The 17,527-nt window shown below is 64.8% G+C and carries 16 protein-coding genes; 12 read left to right on the forward strand and 4 right to left on the reverse strand.

Features of this window, described 5'->3' with window-relative positions:
* Positions 1-32 precede the first annotated feature (32 nt).
* Complete coding sequence (locus FAZ98_RS26395) at positions 33-500, forward strand: hypothetical protein (protein WP_158955601.1); 468 nt, start codon at positions 33-35, stop codon at positions 498-500.
* 132 nt (positions 501-632) lie between these two features.
* On the forward strand, positions 633-776 hold the full coding sequence (locus tag FAZ98_RS35460; protein WP_199272417.1) for a hypothetical protein: 144 nt from the start codon (positions 633-635) through the stop codon (positions 774-776).
* 86 nt (positions 777-862) lie between these two features.
* Here FAZ98_RS35460 and FAZ98_RS26400 read toward each other — a convergent pair whose 3' ends face one another.
* Positions 863-1,720 carry an NmrA family NAD(P)-binding protein gene (locus FAZ98_RS26400; RefSeq protein WP_158955603.1) on the reverse strand — a complete coding sequence of 286 codons (858 nt, stop codon included), beginning with the start codon at positions 1,718-1,720 and terminating at the stop codon, positions 863-865.
* Positions 1,721-1,879: 159 nt separating this feature from the next.
* On the opposite strand from FAZ98_RS26400, the gene FAZ98_RS26405 reads away from it, so the two are divergent.
* Entirely contained in the window at positions 1,880-2,812 is a 933-nt protein-coding gene (locus tag FAZ98_RS26405) for a LysR family transcriptional regulator (RefSeq protein WP_158955605.1), read from the forward strand.
* A gap of 4 nt (positions 2,813-2,816) precedes the next feature.
* Here the strand turns inward: FAZ98_RS26405 and FAZ98_RS26410 are convergent, their stop codons facing one another.
* Complete coding sequence (locus FAZ98_RS26410; protein WP_158955607.1) at positions 2,817-3,245, reverse strand: hypothetical protein; 429 nt, start codon at positions 3,243-3,245, stop codon at positions 2,817-2,819.
* 318 nt (positions 3,246-3,563) lie between these two features.
* Here FAZ98_RS26410 and FAZ98_RS26415 point away from each other — a divergent pair, with 318 nt between their 5' ends.
* The 4 genes from FAZ98_RS26415 to FAZ98_RS26430 all read left to right on the forward strand — a co-directional run bounded on the left by FAZ98_RS26415 (position 3,564) and on the right by FAZ98_RS26430 (position 9,067).
* Positions 3,564-4,916, forward strand: coding sequence for an MFS transporter (locus FAZ98_RS26415; protein ID WP_158955609.1), 1,353 nt, complete (start codon positions 3,564-3,566; stop codon positions 4,914-4,916).
* 10 nt (positions 4,917-4,926) lie between these two features.
* Positions 4,927-6,663, forward strand: coding sequence for a dihydroxy-acid dehydratase (locus FAZ98_RS26420; RefSeq protein WP_158955611.1), 1,737 nt, complete (start codon positions 4,927-4,929; stop codon positions 6,661-6,663).
* 72 nt (positions 6,664-6,735) lie between these two features.
* Complete coding sequence (locus FAZ98_RS26425; RefSeq protein ID WP_158955613.1) at positions 6,736-8,325, forward strand: TonB family protein; 1,590 nt, start codon at positions 6,736-6,738, stop codon at positions 8,323-8,325.
* Between the two features lie 244 nt (positions 8,326-8,569).
* Complete coding sequence (locus tag FAZ98_RS26430) at positions 8,570-9,067, forward strand: hypothetical protein (RefSeq protein WP_158955615.1); 498 nt, start codon at positions 8,570-8,572, stop codon at positions 9,065-9,067.
* 11 nt (positions 9,068-9,078) lie between these two features.
* On the opposite strand, the gene FAZ98_RS26435 is transcribed toward FAZ98_RS26430, so the two are convergent.
* The gene (locus tag FAZ98_RS26435) at positions 9,079-9,240 is read right to left on the reverse strand and encodes a DUF1328 domain-containing protein (RefSeq protein WP_158955617.1); all 162 of its coding nucleotides are present in this window, start codon (positions 9,238-9,240) and stop codon (positions 9,079-9,081) included.
* Between the two features lie 478 nt (positions 9,241-9,718).
* Here FAZ98_RS26435 and FAZ98_RS26440 point away from each other — a divergent pair, with 478 nt between their 5' ends.
* From FAZ98_RS26440 to FAZ98_RS26450, 3 genes are all read left to right on the forward strand, one after another.
* The gene (locus FAZ98_RS26440) at positions 9,719-11,638 is read left to right on the forward strand and encodes an AAA family ATPase (protein WP_158955619.1); all 1,920 of its coding nucleotides are present in this window, start codon (positions 9,719-9,721) and stop codon (positions 11,636-11,638) included.
* Positions 11,639-11,821: 183 nt separating this feature from the next.
* A complete protein-coding gene (locus FAZ98_RS26445) occupies positions 11,822-12,208 on the forward strand; it encodes a response regulator (RefSeq protein WP_158955621.1) in 387 nt (128 codons plus the stop codon).
* A gap of 185 nt (positions 12,209-12,393) precedes the next feature.
* Complete coding sequence (locus tag FAZ98_RS26450) at positions 12,394-14,178, forward strand: PAS domain-containing hybrid sensor histidine kinase/response regulator (protein ID WP_158956547.1); 1,785 nt, start codon at positions 12,394-12,396, stop codon at positions 14,176-14,178.
* A gap of 24 nt (positions 14,179-14,202) precedes the next feature.
* On the opposite strand, the gene FAZ98_RS26455 is transcribed toward FAZ98_RS26450, so the two are convergent.
* Complete coding sequence (locus FAZ98_RS26455) at positions 14,203-14,607, reverse strand: hypothetical protein (RefSeq protein WP_158955623.1); 405 nt, start codon at positions 14,605-14,607, stop codon at positions 14,203-14,205.
* A 505-nt stretch (positions 14,608-15,112) separates the two neighbouring features.
* On the opposite strand from FAZ98_RS26455, the gene FAZ98_RS26460 reads away from it, so the two are divergent.
* A complete protein-coding gene (locus FAZ98_RS26460) occupies positions 15,113-16,321 on the forward strand; it encodes a GGDEF domain-containing protein (protein WP_158955625.1) in 1,209 nt (402 codons plus the stop codon).
* Between the two features lie 400 nt (positions 16,322-16,721).
* Positions 16,722-17,432, forward strand: coding sequence for a substrate-binding domain-containing protein (locus FAZ98_RS26465; RefSeq protein WP_158955626.1), 711 nt, complete (start codon positions 16,722-16,724; stop codon positions 17,430-17,432).
* Positions 17,433-17,527 lie beyond the last annotated feature (95 nt).

A 17,527-nucleotide genomic window follows, 5' to 3' on the forward strand; every position in this document is an offset into this window, starting at 1 on the left:
CGTGCGCGGCGGCAGCGCAAGGGAGAAGGGAGATGGCACACGACGAAATGGGCTCGCCGACGCTGCGCGACCCGGCCGCGCTCGACGAACCGTCGAATTTCGCGGACTTTTCCGACTGGCTGCAAACGCGTGGCGACCGCCGCACGCGGCGCAGGCGCCCGCGCGGCGCGACGGCGTGGCTCGTGAAGGCTTCGGCGCTGTGGGCGCTCATCGAACTGCCGGTGGAATTCTGGGCGTCGCAGGGCGTGACCGAGCGCGCGGCGCTGCTGTTTTCTTCGGCGGTGTGGGTGTCGCTCGCATGGCTCGTGTTGCGCGGCAACGGCGTGGCGCGCGGCGTGTTCATCTTTCTCTGTGCGCTGGGCGTGCTCGCGGTGGCGCCCGCGTTACCGGCCGAATACTCCACGTTTCCGCTCGCGTTCTACCTCTCGCTGACCGAATGCGTTTTGAAGGCGTTGCTATTCGTGGCGTTCGTGTCGCGCTATATCGCCATGGAATCGTGAGCCTTTCAGGCCACGGAAGACGAATGACAAAGGGAATGCAGACGGCGTGTAATTCGACTCAAGCCGTTTGAAAGTCGCGGGTTCGCGGCGTGCTAACTCCCCATACCTTCAACTACCCATAGGGTATGGACGATGAAAAAGCTCATTCTGGCGCTCGCCGCTACGCTCACCACGCTTGCTGCCGTTGCTCCGGCATATGCGGACGACTATCACCACCATCACCCGGTTTGCCATAAGGTGAAGGTGCATGGTCATTGGGAAAAGCGCTGTCATTGAGGCGTCATTGAGCGCTGAACTCGCTGCGGTCACGAAGGCCCATCGAATGAAGATTCGATGGGCCTTTTATCGTCAGACGATGCTTTTTACCGCGTAACGAGTTCGCGAATTACCGTGTCGAGCGCCACTTCGCCCTTGAGCGACGTGGCCGGCGTTTCGAATTCGATCCAGCCTTCGTTGAAGCCGTCGAGCATCTGCATGCGCGGCAACGGATTGTTCATTCCTTGAGCGCGAAATAGCGCGTCCCACTCGCCGCGCGCGACCGTTTCCATCCGCACCGGTTGGTCCAACGCCTCGGCGAACGCCGTGGCGAGTTCGTTGGGCGTGACGCGCCGGGGCCCCTCGAGCTCGACCACGCGTGCGCCTTGCCACGTTTCCAGCAGCAATTGCGCGGCCACGCGGCCAATGTCGGCGGTGGCGACCATCGGCACGGGCTTGTCGAGCGGTTGCAGGAAGCTCGGGATCACGCCCGTGGTGCGCGCCGGTTCGACGTCCCACACGGCGTTTTCGTAAAACCACGCGGCGCGCAGGAACGCGACCGGCATGGGCAGACTACGCAGCGCGTCTTCCATGAGACCGAGTTGCTTGAGCAGATTCGGCTGCGTGGCCTGTGCGCCGATAGTCGACAACACGACCACGCGTTCCGGCCTGGCCGCGATCAGCGCGTCGCGCAGCGCGGCGATATTGCGCTTCGATTCGGCGAAATCGGGCGCGGGATCGAATACCGGCGGCAACAGCACGAACACGCCGCGCGTGCCTGCGAAGGCGCGCTGCAAGGCGTGGGCGTCGTGCATGTCGGCGAGCGCGACCTCGCAACCGCGCGCGGCCCACGCCGCGCCTTTTTCCGCGCTGCGCACCACGGCGCGTACCGCTTGACCCTGTGCGATGAGGCGCTGCGCCACCACGCCGCCAACCTGACCGGTAATGCCTGTAATTGCAAACATATGCGTTGCTCCCGTGCGAAAACCATGAATGAACTTGCGTTCGACGGGGTGAATTGTGGGCGCATGCCATGCCTTACGCCATGACATGAGTATCATATGAGTCATGACACAACGGCATGAATCCCGTACGAAGCATGCCGTGCACTTCAGGAGCGGAACATGGCTTTCGACGAACGCGTACTCAACGGCATGGGCGTGATGACGGCCATTGTCGACAGCGGCAGTTTCGCCAGCGCGGCGGAACGGCTCGACATGTCGCAATCGGGCGTGAGCCGCTCGGTGGCGCGCCTGGAGGCGCGTCTCGGTATACGGCTTTTCGACCGTACCACGCGCACGCTCACGCTCACCGACGAAGGGCGGCGCCTCTACGAGCAGGTCGTGCCCTTGCTCGACGGCCTGGAAGAAGCCGCCTCCTCGGCGGCGGGCGGCGCGACCGCGGTGCGCGGCCGTTTGCGCGTGAACGTGGACCCGTTCTTTTCGAAGATCGTGCTGAGCCCGCGCATTGGCCAGTTCATCGAGCGTTACCCCGACCTGCAACTGGACTTGATGACGCGCGATCAACTCGGCGACATGGTCGCCGAAGGCTTCGATCTCGCCATACGCTTCGGCGTGCCGCGCCCGTCCACGCTCGTCGCGCGCAAGCTGCTGGAGACGCGCATCGTCACCGCGGCCTCGCCCGCGTATCTCAAGAAGCGCGGGCGGCCGCTCAAGCCCGCGGATCTCGAACGCGAGCCGCATCAATGCATTCAATACCGCGACCCGGAAACGGGCCGGCCCTTTGTGTGGGAATTTCACCGGCCGCGCAAGAAGATCGCTATCGACGCGCGCGGCCGGCTCATGCTCAACGACGTCTCCACCCTGCACGGCGCGTGTCTCGCCGGTCACGGTATCGCGCAGATCATGGCGCTCGGCACGCAGCCGCTATTCGAAAGCGGGCGCCTCGTCGATCTCTTCCCCGACTGGCCCGACGAGCGCTTTCCGCTCTACGCGCTGTATCCTTCGCGGCGGCATCCTTCCGCGAAGGTCCGCGCGTTTCTCGACTTCATCGTGAAGATCACGGGCGCGCCGCTCAACGACACGCCCTGGTATTGACGCGTCATTTTCCGTTGCGCGCGCGGGCCTGTTCGGCCAGCGCCTTATAGTCGTAGGTTGGATAGAACTCCGTACGATAGCCGCCCCAGGCCGTTTCCTCGATCGCGCGATTCACCTCGCGCAAACGCTCGGCGGGCACGCGCAACGTCACCACCTGGCCAATGCCCATCATCACGTACCACGAGACCACTTCGGTGCCGGGCGGCGGAAAGGCCTTGTAAAAGCCCTGCTCGGCGAGTTGCTGATTGATTTTCGGCAGCGGTTTCGATTCGTCGTGCTTGAGAAAGATCGTCAGCAAAAACGTGCCGTCGCCAGCGGGCGTGGCGGCGGGGGCGTTTTGCGGGGCACTTTGCGCGAACGCGGCGTTCGGCGCGATTGCCGCGACGGCGGCGGAAAAGACTGCGCGGGCGATCCATTGGCGGGCAAGCGGCATCGTTTCTTCTCCTGAGCAAGGGGGTGTGAGTGCAACGGGGTCATGATGAGGGACAGGCTTCATCCGTGACTATTGAACCGTAGCCAGGGTGTTGCCAGATACGCGAGTGACTTCATTTCGGGCGGTATTTTCATCGGCGTAATAAAAACGTAAGCAGAAGAACCTTGCGTGTATCGAGCACGTAGTGCCGCGCTGACCCGCTGTAAAACAAACTTTCGGATCGCGCGTCGAGCGTCTAGTCTTTAAGCACATTAAACGGACGGGCGAACGTCGGGGCGGAGTGCGCCGGCGCGCGACGCCGATCTCAAGGAGACATCGATGGAGCTCGAAACACGCACCATGGCGCGCGTGACGGCGCGGCTCGTACCGTTCCTGATGGTCTGTTATTTCGTGGCGTACCTCGACCGCGTCAACGTGGGGTTTGCTGCGCTGCAAATGAACAAGGCGCTCGATCTTTCCGCGAGCGCTTTCGGTTTCGGCGCGGGGATTTTCTTCATCGCTTACTTCTTTTTCGAAGTGCCTTCCAATTTGCTGCTGGAGCGCTTCGGGGCGCGGCGCTGGATCGCGCGCATCATGTTTACGTGGGGCATCATCGCGGGCGCGATGGCCTTCATTCCGCACATCGCGAGCTACACCGGCATGTCCAACGCGCACGTGTTCTACGTGCTGCGCATTCTGCTCGGGATCGCCGAGGCGGGCTTCTTTCCCGGCATCATTTTCCTGCTCACGATCTGGTTTCCCGCGAAGTATCGCGCGCGCGTGGTCGGCTATTTCATGGCCGCCATTCCGCTGTCCACGGTGATCGGCGGACCGATCTCGGGCTCCTTGCTGTCGCTCGACGGGCGGGGCGGACTCGCGGGTTGGCAGTGGGTGTATCTGATCGAAGCGATTCCCGCGCTCGTGCTGGCGTTCGGCGTGCTGCTCTATCTGACCGACAAGCCCGCGCAAGCGAGCTGGCTCGCCGACGACGAACGCGACTGGCTCGTGGCGCGTCAGGCGCAAGAGCGCAAGCACCGCGAGGCTGTGCACTCGTTCAGCGTGATGGAGGCGCTCGTCAATCCGCGCGTGCTCGCGGTGGCGCTCATCTATTTCGGTGCGAACGCAACCAATTACGGCTTGAGTTTCTTCTTGCCGCAGATCGTCAAGGCGTTCGGGCTGACGAATCTGCAAACGGGTTTCGTGACGTCGCTGCCGTATGCCGTGGGCGTGGTGTCGATGATCTTCTGGGGCCGTCATTCCGACCGCAAGCTCGAACGCAAGCGCCACGTGGCGTTTGCGCTGGTCGTCGCGGCGGCGGGCATTGCGGCGGCAGCGGGGCTCGACAGTCCCGTGCTGAAAATGCTGGCGCTTTCCATTGCCGGCTTCGGCATCTTCGGCTGCCTGCCGGTGATCTGGACGCTGCCTGCGGCGTTTCTATCGGGCGCGGCGGCGGCGGGCGGCATTGCGGCCGTCAACTCGCTCGGCAATCTCGCGGGCTTCTTCGGACCGTATGCGATGGGCTGGATCAAGGACAGCACGGGCGGCTTCGGCGCGGGCTTGTTGTGCCTCGCCGGCGCCGGGCTCGTGGGCGCGGGCGCCGCGCTGATCCTGCATCACAATCCCGCTCTCGAAACGCTCGACGACGCCACGCCCCCGCACGCGCACGACGACGGCGAAGTCGTGCGCCCATGAGTGAGCGACGATGACCGGAAAAAATACTAAGGCATCCAGAACGAAGGCCAATTCACCGGATACGCCGCACGGCTTCGCGCGCGGCCTCACGAACTACGGCGACCGTGACTTCAGCGTGTATTTGCGCCGCACGTTCGCGAGTTCGATGGGCTATAGCCGCGACATGCTCGACCGCCCTATTGTCGGCATTGCGCATTCGGCGAGCGGCTTCAACAACTGTCACCGGCACTTCCCGGAGCTGATCGAGGCCGTCAAACGCGGCGTGCTCGCGGCGGGCGGCTTGCCTGTCGAGTTCCCGACCATCTCGCTCGGCGAGACGTTTCTCGCGCCCACCAGCCTCAAATTCCGCAACCTGATGTCGATGGACGTGGAGGAAATGACGCGCGCCCAGCCCATGGACGCCGTCGTGCTGCTTGGCGGTTGCGACAAGACCGTGCCCGCGCAGTTGATGGGCGCGGCCTCGGCGAACATTCCGGCCGTGCAACTGGTGGCGGGACCGATGTCCACGAGCCGCCATCGTGGCGAACGGCTCGGCGCGTGCACCGACTGCCGCCGCTTCTGGGCGAAGTTTCGCGCCGCGGAGATCGACGCGCAGGAGATCGACGCCGTGGAACGCCGCCTCGCGTCCACCGCGGGCACGTGCGCCGTGATGGGCACCGCGAGCACGATGGCGATCCTCGCGGAAACGCTCGGCATGATGCCCGCGAACAGCGCCGCCTGCCCGGCCGTGGACGCGGACCGTTTGCGCATGGCGGAGGAAACCGGGCGCGTCGCGTTCGATCTCGTTGCCAACCCGGTGCGGCCCAGCGACATCATCACGGCGCAGTCCGTCGAGAATGCCCTGCGCGTATTGCTCGCCATTGGCGGTTCCACGAATGCGGTGATTCATCTCACGGCCATCGCAGGGCGCCTCGGCATTCGCGTCGATTTGCAGCATCTGAATGCGCTGAGCGAAACCACGCCGGTACTCGTCGATTTAAAACCCACTGGCCGGTTTTATATGGAGGATTTATACGCGGCGGGCGGCGTGCCCGCGATTTTGCGCGAACTCAAACCGCTATTGCATCTGGAGTGCCGCACGGTCACGGGTGAAACGCTCGGTGAACGGCTCGACGCAGTGAGTTGGATCGATCACGAGATCGTGCATCGCTTCAGCGAACCGGTGCGCGAAACTGGCGGGCTCGTAGCGCTATTCGGCAATCTCGCGCCGCGCGGCGCGATACTCAAGCGGTCGGCCGCCGACCCCGCGTTATTCGAAAAGGAAGGGCGCGCCGTCGTGTTCACTTCGCTCGAAGACCTCGCGAACCGTATCGACAGCGACACGCTCGACGTCACGCCCGACGACTTTCTGGTGCTGCAAAACGCCGGTCCCGCGAGCGAGGCCGCGATGCCCGAAGCCGGCTATCTGCCGATACCGGCGAAACTCGCGCGTGCGGGCGTGAAAGACATGGTGCGTCTTTCCGACGCGCGCATGAGCGGCACGGCCTACGGCACCATCGTCCTGCATATCGCGCCCGACGCCGCTTCCGGCGGGCCGCTCGCGCTCGTGCGCAACGGCGACCGGATTCGCTTGAGCGTCGCCAAACGTTTGCTCGAATTAATGGTCACGGAAGCAGAACTCACTCGACGTCGCACTGAAAATTCACTACGCATCAATCAACCCACACGTGGTTACGCGAAACTCTACGCACGCGAAATTTTGCAAGCCGATGAAGGCTGCGATTTTCGTTTTTTAAAGCCGGAGTGAATTGACGATTTAGTGTGGCGCGAGTTAGATTGCACGCATAAATAAAACTGTAGACCACTCGAAAGAATAAAAATGAAAGCTTTAACGGGGATGTACCGCGCGGGGATGTACCGCACGGGGATCGTCGCGGGAGTGAGCGCGTGTCTCGCGCTCGCCGCGTGCACGACTCCGGTGCGTGAGACTGCGCTTTCCGGCACCACGGCGAACGCTGCCGCGTTGGCCAGCCTGCCAACGCCCACTGCCGGCACGCCTTGTCATTTCTTGCGTCCCGCGTACACCGCGGCCGAGCGTCAGCTCGGCATGCACGGCAGCGTGCGCGTGGCCTACGTCATCGACGAAACCGGTCATATCGAGCGTGCCGTCGTCGTGCAGAGCAGCGGCAGCGAGCAGCTCGACGCCGCCGCGCGCAATGCGGTGGCGCAGGGCGTCTGCGCGCCGTATCGTCTGAACGGCGAGCCGCGTCGTATCTTGCAGCACACCACGTTTCGCTTCGAGGCCGGGCAGGGCAGCGCGCTGGGGGCGCTGCCGTTGCACGGCGACGACGATATCGCGGCACTCGCGATGGCGCCGCAGCGGCCGCCTGAACTCGCCGCGCGGCCGCAGCCGTGGCAACCCGAGCCAGGGCTTGCCGCGCCTTCTGTCACGCCGCCGGCCGTGCCGCCCATGCCCGCGTTGTCGCTGGACGAAGCGTTGCGCGACGCGATCTTCGATCGCATGGGCATTCCGCCCGGTTCGCCCAAGGCCACGCTGGTGATGAGCTGGACCCGGCGTATCACCGAAGATCCCGACACCGGACGCTTTCTCGGCAAAGGACCGACCCACGCAAACGTTTTCGCGTTGAGCCCGCCATTACGCGCGGTGTTCTTCACCGAGGCCATGTTGCGTTTGACGCCCGAGCAGCGCGCCACGATGTTCACGCTGATCGCGCAGGCCTTCAACAACGCACCGGCGGATTGCGGCGGTGTGAAGAGCGTAGCGGTCGTGCTCTCGCGCAACCTGCAATGGTCGCAACTCTCCGAAGCCGATATCGACGCGTATTTCAGCGTGATCTACGCAATGTTCAAGCAGTCGGCGTTGCAGAGTCCCGAGGCGAAAGTGGGCGTGCAGCAGGGCATGGAAGGACGGCAGGCGATTCTGGACACGCTCAAGAACGAGTTGCGTAGCGACCCGCAAGCCACGCGCATCCTCGCCGCGTCGCTTGCGAGCGGTGCGAGCGAGTCGCCCGCGCTGTGGTGCGCGAAGATGCGCATCATCAATCACGCGGTGATCACGGCGCCGCAGCCGTATCGCGACTGGTTCATCGTCAATATGGAAATGGACTCGCTCGAAAAGTATCAAACGCTCGCGCGACGCAGCGCGCCCGCCGCGCAGCCGAACGTCGCGGAGCCGAACGTCGCGCCCGAGGATTATTCCTCGCGCGTGCAGCGGCGCGTGCGGCCCAACGTCGTCTGGGCGGGCCCGATCGACGGCCTGCAAACCTCGATCCGGGTGATTTGCGCGCCCAACGGCACACTGCTCTCGGCCATGGTCACGCATGGCAGCGGCAACGCGGCGTGGGACGCGGCGGCGCTGCAAGCGGTGCAGCACTCGGACCCGATGCCGGTCGACGCGAGTGGTCATGCGCCACGGCAATTCGTCATCACGTTGCGGCCGGTGGGTTGATTCACGGGGAAGTCCGCCCGCGGCGCGCTGTTTAAGCGCCGCGAGTTGCAGCGATTTCGCACTCTCGTTCGTAGCGTTTTTTCGCAGGTGTCATCTTTTGGCCCCAAAAATTTCACGCGAAAGACTGAAGCGACCGGCCTATGTTGCCGATATCCGGGGAAATGTCTTCGGTTTCCTTCGATCAATGGCTCGTTCCCGTTCCAGACCGGTCAGGCGCACTCACGCCACTCCCATGATTGGGAAAATGCTGCCATTGTCAGACGACACGGTGCGGCAGCGGCTGATCGGCTATCACATGATGCTCGCCAACCTGCGCAACCAGTGCGGCGATCTCGCGCATTTCGTCACCATCGCGAAGGTGGTCGTGAGCGCGTCGCATTTGTTCGACGCCGGTTACGGCCATGCTTGTCTCGAAGGGCTGACCGAAGCGCACGACGCGCTCGAGCGCAACGTGCGCGCTTCGGTCGAGCGCGGCGTCTGGGGTATCGACGAAATCACGTTCGAATTGTTCGCCGACCTGCTCACGCTTTACGAAGCGCAATTGCGCGAGGCGCCCGCCCAGGCGGTGACGCTCGCGCTGGAGAACACGGCGCTCAGCCGTGCCGATTCGGTACGGCCCATTCATCGCGAGCGCCTGGCCGCCGCGCAGGCCGGGTCGCCGGTGGCCGCACACGACAACGCGGCCGCGCCCGGCGTGATGGCGCCGGACCACGGCCGCGTGGATATTGCGAATGCGGCTTGAGGCCTCGATCGTTATCTTCTGACCACGCCCATGATGAGCGTGACGAGGAAGATCACGAGGAAGATGAAGAACAACACTTTCGCAATGCTGGCGGCGCCCGCCGCAATACCGCCAAAGCCGAGTGCCGCGGCAATGATCGCGACGATAAAAAAGACCAGCGCGTAATAAAGCATGATGGACCTCCGTCGCCCAGACGATTTTCGGGTCGTACCGTGCGAGTGCCGGAATGGCCCGGCGGCGCACGATGCGTGCGAGGCAGTGCGCAAAACGCGTGCCGCGTTTTAAAGCAGAAATCGGTAAAAATGGGGACGTGAAAAAACAACGTTAATCGTGTTTCAACGAAAAATTCGGGCAATTTGGCGGTTTGCCCTGGTTTTAGGCCCAATTCGGCTTTTTGCGCGCCGCGCAATGCGGGCATAATGCGAATGGAGCAGTACGAATAAAAAGGGTCGAGGTCGCTTTACCCGGTTTTCATTCGGATTAATTGCGGCCCGCAATTAGCACTCGATCATTGCGTTGAATTCGAACGGTTTTATCTCGCGATTCAACGCAGAGCGATATCCCCGCCACGAACGCGCAACGCGTTCGCCTGCCCCAATCCCTACATGTGTTTTCGGACGTCCATGGGTGCGTCCGTTCAGGAATTGATTGATGAAACCGGCAAGGAATTCATTGTGGTCGCGTGTCGGCCGCCATGTGGCGTTTGGTGTGACGGCGACCGCGCTCGCGGCGACGATTGGTCTCCTGTATTACCGCCATGAAGCGCGTATTGCGCAAACGCCGCCGCCCGCGTTGACGGGCGTGGCCAATGAGATGCGCCACGACGCGGCGGCATGGACGCACCAGGAAAAAGACGCTTCGGCCATGCTGCGCGATATCCATACGCGCGACGTGGCGGCTATTGGCGTGAGTCGCGACGCGATTCTCGTCTCCACGCTCGAAGGCGAAAAATACTATGTGGCCGACCACAACGGCACGTTCTCGAGCGTGCTGCTGTTCGGCGACCTGAAGCCGGGCGCCGACACGCCGTATCAACTCGTCTGGCTGCCCGACGCCCAGGTGCATACGGGCGCGGCGCGCTGGGCCGAGGCCTTCGAGCGCCTGCGCGACATCATCAGCCTCCTGTTGCCCATTCTGCTGATTGGCGGCGTGGCGTGGTTCATGCGCCGCGAAATGACGGGCGGCGCGCGCCTGCTGAGCAAGACGCCCACGCTGCGTTTCGACGACGTGATCGGCGCGGGCGAAGCGAAGGCCGCGCTCGCCGACGTGCGCGCGTGGCTCACCGAACCCACGCAATTCACCGGCATGGGCGTGCGCGCCCCGTGCGGCATCCTCATGACGGGCGGGCCCGGCGTGGGCAAGACGCGTCTCGCGCAGGCGCTCGCGGGCGAGTGCGGCGCGAACTTCATTGCGATCACGGGCAGCTATTTCAGCGCGAAGTACTACGGCGTGGGCATCCAGAAGGTCAAGCACCTGTTCGAGCTCGCGCGCAAGAACGCGCCCACGGTGATCTTCATCGACGAAGCCGACGGTCTCGGCAAACGCACCGACACGGGCGGCGGTCCCGTGGAAGCGGAAAGCAACCGCATCATCAATCAACTGCTCGCGGAGATGGACGGGTTCGCCTCGAACGAAGGCGTGATCATCGTGGCGGCCACGAATCATCCGGAGAATCTCGACGAAGCGTTGCGCCGTCCCGGCCGCTTCGACCGCACGGTGCCGGTGCGCTTGCCCGACGTGGAAGATCGCGCGGAAATCCTGCGCTTTTACGCGGCGAATCTGAAAACGCACGGCAACGCGATCGACTTCGATCAGCTCGCGCGTCTGACCACGGGTCTTTCACCCGCCACGCTTTCGATGATCGTGAACCAGGCCGGACTTGTCGCGCGTAAAGCGGGCGCGAAAGCGGTGAGCGCCGAGCACTTCATCGAGGCGATCAAGATCGCGCGGATCGGCGACGTGAATGGCGCGGAGCGCGCGCTGTCCGACGACGAACGCACGCGGATCGCGATTCACGAAGCGGGCCACGGTCTCGTGGCGGCGCTGCTCGACACGGGCGTGCTGGAAGAAGTGACGATCCTGCCGCGCGGCGGCGCGCTCGGCGTGGCGCTCATCACGAAGCGCCAAGACAAGTACCTGTACCGCGAAACGGAAATGCGCAACGAAATCCAGGTGCTGCTGGGCGGGCGCAATGCCGAACTGCTGATGTTCAACGAGGCATCGAGCGGCGCCGCGTCGGATTTGCAGGAGGCTTCGCGTATCAGCCTCGACATGGTGTCGAAGCACGGCTTCAACGCCGACGGCAATCTCTTCAGCCTCGCGGCGCTGCCGCAGCAATACGCGGGCTTGCAATTGAAGAACGCGATCGAGCATGCGAACGCGTTGCTGCACGATCTCAACGACGCGTGTTTCGCGTTGCTGCGCGCGAACGAACCGGTGTTGCGCGCCATTGCCGACCAGTTGCTCGAATCGGAAACGGTGCCGGGCGAAACGGTGTATCGCCTGATTCGCGAGCATGCGGCCGCGGTCGAGCGCGCGCAAACGCCGGTCATCGCGCAAGAGGCGGCGTAAGCGCAAAGCGGGGCGTCGGCAAGGTCAACTAAAAAATCACGCAGCACGCTCACGGCGTGCCTCTCGCGAGGCACGCCGTTTTTCATGGGGCCGAGGCGCGGCATGGACAACGTTTGCGAGCACATGAACTTCGCTACTGGTAGTCTGTCGACGATTAAGTCGTAGCAGCGATCAGGTGGGTCCATGTCCAAACGTATTTTGCTTGTCGACGACGATCGCGATATCACGGACGCCGTCGCCATGCTCCTCGAATTCGAAGGCCACGAAGTGCGCAGCGTCAACGACGGCGCGAGCGCGTTGCAGGCGGTCCAGTCGTTCGTGCCCCATGTGGCGTTTCTCGACTGGCGACTGCCCGACATGAGCGGCGCGGAACTCGCCGCGCGTCTCAAGGCGCACCCCGGCGTTGCGCAAACGCGCTTCGTGCTGCTCTCCGGCTTCGTCGCGCCGGAAGCGTTCGAGCGCGCCGCTGGCGGTGGCGCCGGCACCCCGTCCGATGGGGCACCTCTCAGCGAGTTCGACAAAACTCTGACGAAACCCGCAAGCATCGAAGACCTGCTGTCCTGTCTTTGAGCGCTGGCGGCACGGGAATGCCGTTTGCTCGCCCGATGGAATTCGGCGTGGGGTCGCGCACTTCCGGTCGCGCGCACGATTGCAATCATTCCTCGCGCCGTATTTCGTTCACCTGTGTTTTTGCCATGAGTTCGATCGACTTGACGACGCCTCCCAACGTGCAATGCCCCGGCTGGCAGGGCGAAATGGCGCAGCGTATCGCCGCGTTCGACTGGAGCGGTACGTCGCTCGGCCGGCGCGAGACGTGGTCGCCGAGTCTCGTCGCCGCGGTGCAGTTGCTGCTCGCCTCGCCGTCCCCGCTCGTCATGCTGTGGGGGCAGGAAGGCTCGATGATTTACAACGACGCCTATGCCGTGTTCGCGGGCGGCCGCCATCCGTTTCTGCTCGGCAAGCCGGTGGAAGTGGGCTGGCCCGAGGTGGCGTCGTTCAATCGCAACGTGGTGGATACCTGTCTCGCGGGCGGCACGCTCACGTTCAAGGACAAGCAACTCGTGCTGTATCGCGAGGGCAGCGCCGAAGACGTGTGGATGGACCTGAGCTACAGCCCCGTGATCGAGGACGACGGCCGGCCCGCGGGCGTGATCGCCATCGTCTTCGAAACCACGGAAAAGATTCTCGCGGAGAAGAAGCGTCAGCAGGCCGAAGAGGCGCTGCTGCAACTCACGCAAACGCTCGAGCACCGCGTGGCGACCGAAGTGAGCGCGCGCGTTTCGATGGAAGAGCGCCTGCGCCAGGCGCAGAAGCTCGAAGCGATCGGCAGTCTCACGGGCGGCGTGGCGCACGACTTCAACAACGTGCTGCAGGTCATCTCCGCGAATCTGCAACTCATCGAACTGGCGACGAAAAGCAACGAGGCGCTGCAACGGCGCGTGGCCGCGGTGGGCACGGCCGTGGCGCGCGGCGCGAAGCTCGCCTCGCAACTGCTCGCGTTCGCGCGGCGCCAGCCGCTCGCGCCCGCCGTGTTGCGGCCCACCGAACTGGTGGACGGCATGAGCGAAATGTTGCGCCGCACTTTGCCCGAAACCATCGCGCTCGATATTCCCGTGCGCGACGACGCCTGGAATATCTACGCCGATCGCAACCAGCTCGAAAGCGCGCTGCTCAATCTCGTGATCAATTCGCGCGACGCGATTCAGGCCACGGGATCGATCGCCATTCGCATCGACAACGTCGACGCGCAACGCGACGCGCGCGCCACTCATGCGGGCGTGCCGCCGGGCGAGTACGTGCGGCTCTCGGTGGGTGACACCGGCAGCGGCATGCCCACGCACGTGAAGGCGCGCGTGTTCGAGCCGTTCTTCACGACCAAGGCGGAAGGCAAGGGCACGGGGCTCGGCTTGAGCATGGTGTTCGGTTTCGTCTCGCAGAGCGCGGGCTTCGTCGACATTCAAAGCGCAGAAGGCGAGGGCACGGCCGTCGACCTGTATTTTCCGCGCAGTCTCGCCGCGGAACCGCGCGCGCCGCAGTCAGCGGTATCGAGAGAGATTCGCGGCGGCGAAACGATCCTCGTGGTCGAAGACGACGCCGGCGTGCGCATTGCCGCCATCGACATGCTCGCGCAGCTCGGCTACAAGGTGCTCTCCGCGCAGGACGGCGACGCCGCGCTCGCGATCGTGCAAAGCGGCCAGCATATCGACCTGCTGTTCACCGACGTGGTGATGCCGGGGACCGTGCGCAGCAGCGAACTCGCGCGCATCGCGAGCGGGTCGCCGTACAACGCGCGCGTGCTGTTCGCCTCGGGCTACACGCGCGACATCATCTTCCACGACGGCAAGCTCGACGAGGGCGTGGCGCTCATCGGCAAGCCGTACCGGCTGGACGACCTCGCCAGCGCCGTGCGCGACGCGCTCGAAGCCGCGCATGCCGTGCCTTCCGTGGCGCCGCGCGCGAACGAGGAACAGGTGGCGGCGCAGACCCAAACCCAAGCGCAGACGCCAACCCCGCCGCCGCAATCGCACGCGGCGGGCTGACGCGCAGCGCGCGGACGCATGCCACTATTTCAGCGTGACCGCGAAGCCGCCGGGCGCGGTGGTGTGCAAGGCGCCGTCGTCGCCGGGTGTGACGGCCGCGCACCAGTGCTGGGTTTCCGCAGGCCAATGCACGGTGAGGCAATAATTGCCGCCAGCGTCGACGCTCCATTCCGCCTGCGCCGTCTTGCTGTGGCTTTTGCTGAAGCGCGCGTCGGCGAAACGCGTGACGAGCGCCGTGCCGTCGGCGTCGTTTTTCCAGCGCAACAGCAAGCCGCGGCTGTTCACATAACTGCCTTCCGTGCCGGCGATGCGTTTGACGAGCGCCTCGCGATCCAGAGACGTGGCCGACGCGGCATCCGTTTGCGCCGATGCCGCGAGCGGAGCGCCTGCCGCCGCCGCTGCGGCCACCCCGGCTACGACGCGCGCCATCGCATTGCCGCGACGCCCGCGGCGGCTTCCATTCGAATGTGACATCGGCAGATTCCCGTGACGGGAGGCACCCGGTTGAACGACTCGACACGCACCACCCGCACCCTACGATGATTCGCGCCGCCGCGAAAGCCGTGGCAAACGCGGATCCCGCAGACGTTTCGGACCACGGATCAATGGCCGATGCGTCGGGCGGCATTCTTCCGTGACACGCAAAAATCGTTGCGCGCGCATCGACCTCGCCATGCGCGTCGAGGACGCTGCGAGCGCCGAAGGGTGGCGCGGAAGCGGCCAAAGCCCGATAATGGCACGGTCGTCATGTGGAATCGCATAAATTCAAGCCGCATAAATCCGCATGCGACGATCCGCGCAGTTCGAGGCGGCGCCAGCGAGTTCGGGGACTCGCCATGCGTGCCGCCCGGCAGCCTTGCGCCATCGCGTCAGCCTCCCTGAATGCCGCATGCCCGCGCTGAGGCCGGATTGCGGACGCCCGACGGTGTCGCCATTGAATAGTCCGAACGAAATTTACTCCTTGCCGCGCAGCCGCCTTGCGCGCTGGCTCGCGGCGCCGGGCGAGCAAACGCCGCGCGATATTCGCGTCGCGCTCGTCGGCACGTTGTTCGGAACCCTGCCGATTTTCTTCGGCGGCGTCTTCAACACCATCGCCGTGGCGGGTGTGCTCGTGCGGCGTCATCCCACGCTGCCGTTCAAGGTCTGGTTTTTCGCCGAAGTCACGGTGTGCGTGCTGCGCTTCATCGTGCTGCTGATCTCGCGGCGCCGCGCGGCGGCGGGCCGGTCCACGCCCACCGATCTCTATCTGCTGCTTGCGCCGCTGTGGGGCGCGACGGTCGGCTACGGCGCCTTCGTGAGCGCGGTGAGCGGCGACTGGGTGGCGGCCACGCTGTCGTTTCTCTCGGCGGCGGCCATGGTGGGCGGCATCTGCTTTCGCAATTTCGCCGCGCCGCGTCTCGTCGCGGTCATGATCTTCCTCTCGCTCGGACCGTGCTGCCTGGGCGCGCTGGTCGCGCACGAACCGGTGCTGCTGCTCACGCTGCTGCAAATTCCGTTCTACCTGTTCGCGATGAGCGTGGCGGCGCAGCGCCTGAACGGCCTGCTCATCTCGACGATGAAGGCCGAGCGCGAGCACAGCCATCGCGCGCGCCACGACGCGCTCACGGGCCTGCTCAACCGCGAAGGGTTGTTCCGCGCCGCGAATCGCGTGGGCTCGACGCCTATCGCGGCGGGCTCGACCGTGCTGTTCGTCGACCTCGACGGCTTCAAACTCGTCAACGACGCGCACGGTCACGAAGCGGGCGACCTGCTGCTCGTGCAGGTCGCGCTGCGCCTGCGCTCGCTCGCGGGCAAGGACGCGCTGATCGCGCGGATGGGCGGCGACGAGTTCGTCATCATCGACTGTCCTTCCGTGCGGCCCGCGCATGAACTCGCGGCGCTCGTGACCGAAGCGATCGAGCGGCCGTTCGACCTCGCGCCCGGCTTGCTGGTCAAGGTCGGTGCGAGCGTCGGGCTGGCCACGGTGACCGAGGCCTCCGCCGACGTCGATCAGGTGCTGCGTCACGCCGACATGGCGATGTACGCGGCCAAACGCCAGAAAGCGTTCGCGCGCCGGCACGCGGAAACGGCGGGGAAGACGGCCGACGGCGTGGCCGCGTCACCGCTTTCGTCCTCGTATTTGTCGCCGGAACAAGGCGATTAGCCGGCCGCTTCAAGGGTTTGGAACGGGCTTTAAAGCGCGCGAGTTAAATCGTTTCTTGCACGAAAACGTTTGCAGAATTCGAATGACGCTGGAATCGCGCAAGACCGAACCGGTAATACGGCGCAAAGGCGCTCCCTTGCGAAGTCGTTCATACGGTATTGCATTTGCTTATCGCCACGGGACTGCGTCGCCCCGCTTCGCATAAACATGACTAAAGCGGGAGAATTCGTGCAAGCCTTATCCAGCAAGGCTTGGCGAGCCATACGCCGCAGCGGCACACGGGGTTTAAACGCGTTGCGCACGCGCAGACACGCATCGCATCTGGTTAACCCGTGCTGGATTTGGGGGCGCGCCATCTTTATCGTCGTGCGAATTCCGCTTTGAATCAAGGATCAATCGCATGACCCAACATTCGCCGTTGACCGGCATTTCTTCGATGGCAACGCGGCTCGTGCTGGCCGATCTCGTGCAGGCCTGGCAGGCGCAGGGCGGCGCACCGGTGCAGATCGAATCGGTGGGCGGCGTGGAAGCCGCGCGCCGCGTGACGGAGGGCGAAGCGTTCGATCTCGTGATCCTCGCCGACGACGCGCTCGCGAAGCTCGCCAGCGCCGGTCACGTCGATCTGGCCACGCGCGTGGATCTCGCGCGTTCGGCCATCGCGTTCGCCGTGCGCGCGGGTACGCCGCATCCCGACCTGAGCCGCGACGAAGCCGTGCGCGCCGCCGTGCTCGCCGCGCGGCGCGTGGGTTATTCGACCGGCCCGAGCGGCACGCATCTCTCGAAGCTGCTGGAGCGCTGGGGCATTGCGCAGGAGATGGCGTCGCGCCTCGTGCAGGCGCGCCCGGGCGTGCCCGTGGCGTCGCTCGTCGCGCAAGGCGAGGTCGATCTGGGCCTGCAGCAGGTCAGCGAACTCGTGAACGTGGATGGCGTGGAGATCGTGGCGGCGCTGCCAGCCACGGTGCAACGCGTGACGACGTTTTCGGCGGCCTGCGCGGCCACCTCGCCCGAGGCGCGCCGCGCGCTGGCGGCCGCTTTCCTCGCGTTTGCCGCCGCCCCCGCGAACGACGCGATTCGCGAGCGTCACGGCATGGAGGCGCCGCTGCGCGCGTGAACGGCGCGTGTGGCGGGTGGTGTGCGGCAAGCGGCGCGCGGCAAGCGGTGCGCGACTAGCGGCGCGCGGCAAGCGGTGCGCGACCAGCGGTGCGC

The organism is Paraburkholderia acidisoli, from assembly GCF_009789675.1.
In the GTDB taxonomy this organism is placed as follows: domain Bacteria; phylum Pseudomonadota; class Gammaproteobacteria; order Burkholderiales; family Burkholderiaceae; genus Paraburkholderia; species Paraburkholderia acidisoli.